The organism is Streptomyces sp. NPDC058751 (assembly GCF_042746485.1).
In the GTDB taxonomy this organism is placed as follows: domain Bacteria; phylum Actinomycetota; class Actinomycetes; order Streptomycetales; family Streptomycetaceae; genus Streptomyces.
Genome location: NZ_JBHYPZ010000058.1, coordinates 48,052 through 56,875, shown reverse-complemented (window position 1 = coordinate 56,875; position 8,824 = coordinate 48,052). Strand labels below are relative to the sequence as shown.

Annotated in this window: 6 protein-coding genes; 1 reads left to right on the top strand and 5 read right to left on the bottom strand. The window is 71.2% G+C overall.

The features are described 5' to 3' along the window. Positions 1 to 100 precede the first annotated feature (100 nt). The 4 genes from ACFW6B_RS36865 to ACFW6B_RS36850 all read right to left on the bottom strand — a co-directional run bounded on the left by ACFW6B_RS36865 (position 101) and on the right by ACFW6B_RS36850 (position 5,805). Complete coding sequence (locus ACFW6B_RS36865; RefSeq protein ID WP_386603417.1) at positions 101 to 613, bottom strand: (2Fe-2S)-binding protein; 513 nt, start codon at positions 611 to 613, stop codon at positions 101 to 103. Positions 614 to 664: 51 nt separating this feature from the next. Then, on the bottom strand, positions 665 to 3,019 hold the full coding sequence (locus tag ACFW6B_RS36860; RefSeq protein ID WP_386603415.1) for a molybdopterin cofactor-binding domain-containing protein: 2,355 nt from the start codon (positions 3,017 to 3,019) through the stop codon (positions 665 to 667). A gap of 217 nt (positions 3,020 to 3,236) precedes the next feature. Further along, entirely contained in the window at positions 3,237 to 4,460 is a 1,224-nt protein-coding gene (locus ACFW6B_RS36855) for an oxygenase MpaB family protein (protein WP_386603413.1), read from the bottom strand. A 109-nt stretch (positions 4,461 to 4,569) separates the two neighbouring features. After that, on the bottom strand, positions 4,570 to 5,805 hold the full coding sequence (locus tag ACFW6B_RS36850) for an oxygenase MpaB family protein (RefSeq protein WP_386603411.1): 1,236 nt from the start codon (positions 5,803 to 5,805) through the stop codon (positions 4,570 to 4,572). A 182-nt stretch (positions 5,806 to 5,987) separates the two neighbouring features. On the opposite strand from ACFW6B_RS36850, the gene ACFW6B_RS36845 reads away from it, so the two are divergent. Further along, positions 5,988 to 6,677 carry a TetR/AcrR family transcriptional regulator gene (locus ACFW6B_RS36845; protein WP_386603410.1) on the top strand — a complete coding sequence of 230 codons (690 nt, stop codon included), beginning with the start codon at positions 5,988 to 5,990 and terminating at the stop codon, positions 6,675 to 6,677. On the opposite strand, the gene ACFW6B_RS36840 is transcribed toward ACFW6B_RS36845, so the two are convergent. Further along, the gene (locus tag ACFW6B_RS36840) at positions 6,668 to 8,818 is read right to left on the bottom strand and encodes a 3-hydroxyacyl-CoA dehydrogenase NAD-binding domain-containing protein (RefSeq protein WP_386603408.1); all 2,151 of its coding nucleotides are present in this window, start codon (positions 8,816 to 8,818) and stop codon (positions 6,668 to 6,670) included. The two genes, ACFW6B_RS36845 and ACFW6B_RS36840, sit on opposite strands and share 10 nt — an antisense overlap. Positions 8,819 to 8,824: the final 6 nt, after the last annotated feature.

Genomic DNA, 8,824 nt, shown 5'->3' with positions numbered 1-8,824 from the left:
AGCGCATCGGCCCCCGGCCCCGGGACCCGGAGGCCGAAGCGCTGGCGACGCGTGACGCGGACGGCGGGACCCGTCACGGAGACGGGTCCCGCCGTACGCGTCACGCGTGCCGGATTCCGGTCACGTCCGCGGTGCCCCGCATCCTCGTGGCGCCGTCCTTGATGGCTTCGCGGATGCGGACGTAGGTGCCGCAACGGCAGATGTTGCGGATGCCGTCGAGGTCCGCCTCGGTCACCTCGCGCCCCTCCTCGGCGGCCCGGCGCACGACGGCGACGGCAGCCATGATCTGGCCCGGCTGGCAGTAGCCGCACTGGGACACGTCATGGTCGAGCCACGCCTGCTGCATCGGGTGGAGGTCCGCCCCCACGGTGGCCGGAAGCCCTTCGATCGTGGTGACCTCGTCGGTCGGCCGCACGCTCCCCACCGGAATCGCGCACGGGTTGACCGCCTTGCCGTTGAGATGGCTGGTGCACGCCTTGCAGACGTTGATGGCACAGCCGTACTTGGGGCCGGTGACCCCCAGGACGTCGCGCAGCACCCACAACAGCCGTACGTCGTCGGGGACGTCGACGGTGACCTGTCGGCCGTTCAGGCGGAATGTGTGTTCGGGCACGGTGGGCTCCTCACAGCGACGGGCACGTCGGTGGACGGGCCGGCGGGCGGATCAGTACGCGTGGTCGAGGCCGTCCGTCGGCGACTGGGGGACCGGCGGCACGGTCGGCTTGGGCACGAACGAGAGCGTGCCGTGGTTGACGGGGAACGAGGTGGGCATGGTGCCGGTGGCGCGGCCGTACGCGCAGGCGACCGCGGCCATCGAGGCGGCGACGCCCAGTTCCCCGGCGCCGCCGGGTTCGCCCGTGCTGGTCGGCATGACGATGACCTCCAGCTCGGGCGGGGTGTTCCACTGCCGGGTGTAGAAGTAGTTGTCCCAGCTGGCCTCCAGGAAGTACCCGTCGCGCAGGTGCAGGCCGGCGGTGAGGGTCTGGGCGATGCCGTCCATGAGGCAGCCCATCATCTGGGCCTCGAGACCCCGGGGGTTGACGGTGAGTCCGACGTCCACGGCGCAGACGGCCTTGGTCACCCGCGGCCCGGTCACGCCGTCGCGGACGGGGCGGCCGACGGTCTCGGGGCGGCAGTCGATCTCGACGAGGACCGCGCTGACGGAGTGGTACTCGGAGTGGAAGGCGATGCCCTGCGCGGTGCCGTCCGGCATCGCCCGGCCCCACCTCCCGGCCGTGGCGACCTTGTCCAGTACGGCCCTGGACCGGTCGTCCTTGAGGAAGGCGCGCCGGAACCTGTAGGGGTCCCTGCCCGTCCTCGACGCCAGTCTGTCGATGACGAGCTCACGGGCGCAGGTCGCGTCGGGGGAGTAGACGTTGCGCATGCTGCCCGTGTTGAAGCCGTCGTCCGTCTCGCTCAGCAGTCGGCTGTCGGTGCCGAAGTCGTACGGCATCGACTGGGAGAGCAGGAAGAAGACCTCGGAGAAGGCGCGGTCGGCCACCGGCAGCTTCGCGGCCAGTGCGGTGACGACCTCCCCGAAACCGTGGCCGAGGTCGGTGGCGACGGACGTGTGCCGCTGCCGGTAACCGAGGACGGTGTCGCCGAGGTGGTCGATGCGCACCCGGGAGGTGGCCATCGGGTGGGCGCGCCCCTGACGGGCGTCGTCGGCGCGGTGCCACATGAGTTTGACCGGCTTGCCGATCTTCCGGGAGACCTCGACGGCTTCCAGGGCGGCGTCGAAGAAGAGCTTGCGCCCGAAGGAGCCGCCGCCCTGGGTGACGTGCACGGTGACCGCGCCCGGCGGCAGGCCGAGCCTGGCGGCGATCGCCTCCTTCGCGACGATCGGCGATTTGAGGCTCGCCCAGATCTCGGCGCTGCCGGGCCGTACGTCGGCGATGGCGCAGTTGGTCTCCAGCGCACTGTTGCCGCGGAAGTGGAAGGTGAACTTCGCCTCCACGCTCGGGGTCAACGACGGCAGTCCCATGGGCAGTTCGGCCGCTTCCAGCTCCCTGAGCACGGACGCGTCGGACTTGCCCTCCGCGGTGCCGGGCCTCCAGGACACGTTCAGCGCGCGTACGGCGTCGATGCACTGGCCGAAGGTGCGGGCGCGTACCGCCACGCCGGTGGAGATGACGGTGACGTCGGTGACTCCGGGCATGGCGAGGACCGCGTCGGCGTTGGCCACCGAGCGGACCTTGCCGTTGATCGTCGGCGGACGGCACACCATGGTCGGGGCGGCACCCGGGACGGCGAGGTCCATGGTGAACTTCTTGCGCCCGGTGACCGCGTCGAGGGCGTCGAGACGGCCTCGCGGAGTGCCGATGACGCTGAACTGCGCGGGCGTCTTCAGCTCGGCGGTGACCTGCTCCGTCCGTACGGCCGCGGCTTTCACGGCCAGGTCGCCGATGGCCGCGCTCCTGCCCCCGGGCCCGGTGACGACCCCCGCTTTCACGGTGAGTTCGCCGACGGGGACGCCGAACCGGGCCGCGGCCGCCGCCAGCAGCCGCGCCCGCGCGACGGCGGCGGCGACCCTGACCGGGGTGTACGTCGAGACGGTCGTGTTGGACGCGCCGGTGAGCTGGTTGAAGACGAGTTCCGGCCGGGCGTCGGCCAGGGTGATCCGTACCCGGTCGAGGGGTACGTCCATCTCCTCGGCGATCAGCATGGCGGTCGAGGTGCTGATGCCCTGACCCACCTCCGCCCGCGGCAACGCGAAGGAGACCGTGCCGTCCTGGTCGACCTGGACCGTGATGAGGCCGGCGGTCGGCACGGTCGCCAGGGTCATCAGGTCGTTCAGGTCGACCACCTCGGTGATGTCCGCCGGGGGAGGGGCCGCGGAGGGGACGGCGGGCGCGGCGGTCCCGGCCGGGGGGACTCCGGCCGAGGCGGGCGGGGCGGGCAGCAGTTCGGCGGCGGTCACCAGCGTGGGTGCCGCCAGTACGTAGCCGAGGAACCGCCGCCGGCCCGGGGCGGGGCCGGCGGCGGTGTCCGGCCGGGGCTCACGGTCGGCGTCGTTCATCGGCGGCCTCCTCGGACGGGTCCGGGCGTCGCCGGTCCCGTCGGTCTCGTCTCTGTCCTCATGTGCGGCTCGGTTCCGGGTGGTGGGGTCTGCCGGGAAGGGCTGCCAGGGGCGCGGGGGTGGGCGGACTCTCGCCCCTGGCAGCGGTCGTGGTCCGTGCGCGGTCGCGGCGCCGGGATGTCGGTGCGTTCGGGGGAGGTCGTGCTGGAGACGCCGTTCAGGAGGGGCGGTTCATGTCCGGGATCGTGATGGAGATCGGCCGCGCCTCGTTGAGGAAGAACAGGACGAACTGCCGGAGGGCCTCCTCCAGGGTCCACAGGACCGCGGGGATCCCGGGCAGGGGGATCAGGCCCTCGCGGAAGGCCACCAGGAGCGGCCAGGCGGTCGCGATCAGCGGTTCGAGGATCGGCTCCTTGGAGAGGCCGATCATGTCGCCCACCCGGTCGCCGAGCGTGTACCGCGAGAACGCGCTGATCAGGGGCCGGGTCAGACCCAGGTCGAGTTCGGCCACGATGTCGAGGAGGACCTCGGTCAGCGCCTTTCCCTCGGCGGTGGAGGCCAGCACCGGGTCGAGGAGCTGCTTGGACTGGGCGTCGGCGGCGTCCCAGGTGGCCGGGATGTACTCGTCGCGCACCCCGAGCATGTGCGCGCTGACCTGCCACACGTGCAGGTACGCCTCGGCGTCGGCGGCGCTGACCCGGACACCCCACTCTTTCATCTTGCGCATGACAAGCGTGGCGAGGCTGTGCCAGGTGACCAGGATGTCCGCCTGGGCGATCGGTATCGTCTGGCCGCCGCTGGTGCGGGTCCAGTCCGGGGACTGCGGCAGCAGGTGCCGTACGGCCGCGTGGACCATCCGGGTCTTCACCGCGGTCACGATCATCGAGCCCTGCGGCAGATAGGCGTCAGGGGCGCCGATGTCGTACCCGAGTTTCGCCGTCTTGGCGATGCGGTCCTTCATGTCGGCGCCGCCTTTGGAGTAATAGACGGCGCGCGACTCGCGGGGGATGGCGGTGCTCAGCAGGCCGCTGCCGAGACCGTAGAGCGCCCCGATGTAGATGCCCTTCTTGGTGTTGATCCTGGAAGCGCGGTCGAGCTTGTCCCGGTCCGCCCAGGACGGCAGTCGGCGGGCCTGGTTCATGAACTCCCTGAGGTCCGCGGGGAGTCCGGCGGGTGGCGCCTGGTCGTTGCGTGTCCAGGTGGCCAGTTGGTCGTTGATCGCGGAGATGCCGCCGCGGTCGAGGACGGCCGCGAGGACGGGGTCGGCCTCCTCGTCCCACACCCACTGCGGGTCGATGCCCGCTCCGGAGCCCGCCACCGACATGCCCGGCGCCCACGTCCACAGCGACCGGGCATTGGCCGGCGTGGCCAGGCCCAGTGCCCCGAGGGCCCCCAGGGCCCCTCCTGCCTTCAACATCGTGCGCCTGTCGAACCCGTTCATCGCTTTGAACTCCTCCTTGGATCCTGCCCGAATGGTGTTCGAGCGCTGTCTGAGTGCTGCTCGACGCGTCCCGTGAGGGGGCGGTGGCCTGTGCCGGCGCCGCCGCGTTTCAGCTGGAGCCGGGGCGGTTGGTGTCGGGCAGGCTGATCGTGGTGCCCTTGCCCTTGGTGAGGAACCACAGGACGTACTGGCGGACCGCCTCGTCGATCGTCCAGGCCAGCGGCGGCACCAGCGGCAGCGGCAGCAGTCCCTCCCGGAAGGCGACGAGCGGCGGCCAGACGAGCTCGATCGTCTTCAGCCAGAACTTCTCCTCCGGGATGGCGTCGAGGTCCGCGACCCGGTCGCCGACCAGATACCGGGCGAACGCGTTGACGAGTGGGCGGTCGATGCTGCCGGGGCTGGTCTGCTCGGCCAGTTGGTTCAGCAGGATGTCGGTCAGCTCGACGCCTTCCCTCGTGGAGGTCAGGATCGGGTCGAGGACCTGCTTGGACTGGGCGTCGGCCGCGTCCCAGGTGGCCGGGATGTACTCGTCGCGCACCCCGAGCATGTGGACGCTGACCTGCCACACGTGCAGATACGCCGCCGACTCCGCGGGGGTGATCCTGACCTTCCACTCCAGCAGCTTCCGCATCGCGTAGGTGGCGAGGCTGTGCCAGGTGACCAGGATGTCCGCCTGGCTGATCGGTGTCCTCTGGCCGCCGCTGGTCCGGGTCCAGTCCGGGGACCGCGGCAGCAGGTGCCGCACCGCCGCGTGCACCATCCGGGTCTTCACGGCCTGCACGACGACGTCGCCGTCCGGCCGGTAGGCGTTGAGGGCCCCGATCGCGAAGCCCAGCAGGCTCGTCTTGGCGACGCGGTCCTCCATGTCCGCCCCGCCCTTGGAGTAGTAGACGGAGCGTGCCTCCCGGGGGATGGCGGTGCTCAGCATGCCGCCGCCCAGGCCGTTGAGCACGTTGAGGTAGAAGCCCCGGCTCTTGTTGAACGCGGCCGCGGCCTCCAGCTTGCCGCGGTCCGCCCAGGACGGCAGTTGGCGGGCGTGCTCCATGAAGTCCCGCAGATCCGCGGGGAGTCCGGCCGGCACCGGCTGGTCGTTGCGGGTCCAGGTGGCCAGTTGCGCGTTGACGGCCGCGACCTCACCGCGGTCGAGCACGGCCGCGACCACCGGGTCGGCCTCCTCGTCCCACACCCACTCCGGGTCGATCCCCGCGCCCGAACCCGCCACCGAACCGCTCGGCGCCCACGTCCACAGGGACCGGGCATTGGCCGGAGCGGCGATCCCCAGCGCCCCGAAGGCACCGAGGGCCCCGCCCGCCATCAACATCTTGCGCCTGCTGAGTCCGTCCATCGCGCTGAACTCCTCCTCGAGTCCTGTGGCTTCAGTTCTGTGGCTTGAGTCCCGTGGGGCTTGGATCCCCGGCCCCTGAGGCCGATTTGATACGATGAAACACATCGAGGCTCCCTGTATCACCTAGAGGAGCACAGGCTGAGCGAGAGCGCCAGGGTCTTCACCGAATCAGGGAGGCACTTGTGGAACCTGCCGTGCCGGGCCTCGCGGGGCCCTCCGGCTCCCCGTCCGTGCTCGAACTCGCCTTCAGCGACGCCACCGTGGGCGCCGGCCCGGACGACGAGGTGTCCGTGCGCCTGCTCGACGCCGCCCGCGACCTCTTCTGCCGCACGGGGATCAAGCGGTCCACCATGGCGGACGTGGCCCGGCTCGCGGGGGTCTCCCGGATCACCGTCTACCGCCGCTTCGCCACCAAGGAAGCACTGGTCGAGCAGGTCGTACGGCGCGAGTTCCGGCGCTACTTCGACCGGTTCATCGTCGAGATCCGGGAAGCCGGGACCGTGGCCGACCGGGTCGTCCTGGGTTTCACGAGCTCACTGCGCGCCATCCGGCACAACCGTCTGATCGGTGGCGTCATGGCCGTCGAGCCGGACGCCGTCGTGCCGTCCATGACCGGCGACGGCGGCCGCACCCTGTTCACGGTGCAGCAGTTCGTCGCCGAGCGGCTCCGCCAGGAGCAGCGGGCCGGCCAGGTGGCGGACGAGGTGGACGTGGAGGTGGTCGCCGAGATGATGGTCCGCGTCTCCGCGTCGTTCCTGGTCATCCCGAGCCACGTCATCGACCTCGACGACGACGACCGGATGGGCGCGGTGGCCCGGCAGTTCCTCGTTCCGATGCTCGGGCCGCCGCGCCCGGACCCGGCTCACTCGTAGCGCTCGCCCTTCCCGGCCTTCGCCACCAGGGACGCGGGCGGCTCGAAGCGCCGTCCGTACCGGCCGGCCAGCTCTTCCGCCCGGGTGACGAAGCCGGACAGACCGCCGGGATAGCCGTTGACGTACTGCAGGACGCCGCCGGTCCACGCGGGGAAGCCGATGCCCAGGATCGAGCCGACGTTGGCGTCGGGCACCGACCGCAGCACGCCTTCGTCGAGGCACCGGACCGAGTCCAGCGCCTCGGCGAACAGCATCCGCTCCTTCATGTCCTCGAACGGTATCCCGTGCCCGGCGACGGCGAAGTGCTCGTACAGACCGCTCCACAGCCCCGTCCGCCTGCCGTCGGAGTACGCGTAGAAGCCGGCGCCCGAGGAGCGTCCGCCGCGGCCGAACTCGTCGATCATCCGGTCGATGACCGGTTCGGATCCGTGCGGGTGCCACTGCCCGCCCTCGGCCAGTACCGCGGCCCTGGTCTCCTCACGGATCCTGCGGGGGAGGGTCAGGGTGAGTTCGTCGAGCAGCCGCAGCGGCGGCGCCGGATAGCCGGCCTGCGATCCGGCCTGCTCGACCGAGGCCGGGTGCAGGCCCTCGCCGACCATCGCCACCGCCTCGTCGATGAACTTGGATATCACCCGGCTGGTGAAGAAGCCGCGGCTGTCGCCCACCACGATGGGTGTCTTGCCGATCTGCCGCGCGATGTCGACGGCCTTGGCCACCGTCGCCCGGCTCGTCCTGGCGCCGGCGATGATCTCCAGCAGCGGCATCCTGTCGACGGGGGAGAAGAAGTGCAGCCCGATGAAGTCCTCGGGCCGCTTCACGCCCTCGGCGAGCCCGGTGATCGGCAGGGTGGAGGTGTTCGAGCCGAGGACCGCGTCCGGCGCGACGACCCCCTCGATCTCGGCGAAGACCCGCTGCTTGAGCGCCGGGTCCTCGAAGACCGCCTCGATCACCAGGTCGCAGCCGGCGAGATCCGCGGCGTCGGCGGTCGGCGCGATCCGGCCGAGCAGCGCGTCGGCCTTCTGCCGGGAGATCCGGCCGTGCGCCAGGGCCTTGCCGACCAGCTGCTCGGAGTAGCCCTTGCCGTTCTTCGCCGCCTCGTGCGACACGTCCTTGAGCACCACCTGGAGGCCGCCCCGCGCACACGCGTAGGCGATGCCCGCGCCCATCATGCCGGCGCCGAGAACACCCACCTTGCGCGCGGTGTGGCGCGGGTGGCCGTCGGGGCGGCTGCCACCGGATTCGATGGCCTGGGTGTCGTAGAAGAACGCCTGCATCATGTTCGTCGAGACCTGCCCCGTCATCAGCTCGACGAGGTAGCCGGTCTCGACCTTCAGCCCGGAGTCGATGTCGAGCTGTGCGCTCTCCACGGCCGCGGCGAGGACGTTGCGCGGTGCCGGCACGTTCGCGCCCTTCAACCGCCTTCGCAGATTGGCGGTGTAGGCCGGCAGGCTCGCCGCGATCCGCGGCTGAGAGGGGGAACCGCCGGGGATCCGGAAGCCCTCGGCGTCCCACGGCTGGGCGGACTCCGGATGGGCCAGCACCCAGTTCCTGGCCTCGGCCAGCAGCTCCTCGGGCGTGCCGGCCAGCGTGTGCACCAGGCCCTTGGCGAGCGCGTCCGAGGGCCTGTACCGCTGCCCCTGGAGCAGGACGTCCGTCAACGCCTTCTCGATTCCGAGGAGCCGGACGGTCCGGCTGACCCCGCCCGCGCCGGGCAGCAGCCCGAGCGTCACTTCCGGCAGGCCGATCCGGCTGTCCGGCGCGTCGAGGGCGATGCGGTGGTGGCAGGCGAGGGCGATCTCGTAACCGCCGCCGAGCGCCGTGCCGTTCATGGCCGCGACCACCGGCCTGCCCAGTGTCTCCAGTCGGCGCAGCTGGGACTTCAGGGTGCCGCACAGCTCGGTCAGCGCCTCGGCGTCCTCCGGCCGCGCCCTGCTCATGAAACCGATGTCACCGCCGGCGAAGAAGCTCTTCTTGGCGGAGGTGAGGACGACACCCGTGATGCCGTCCCGCTCGGCCTCCAGCCGGGCGACGGTGTCCTCCATCGATTCGACGTAGGTCCGGTTCATCGTGTTGACGGAACTGTCCGGATCGTCCATCGTCAGGACGACGACGCCGTCGTCGTCCCGCTCCCAGTGGATCATGGTCTC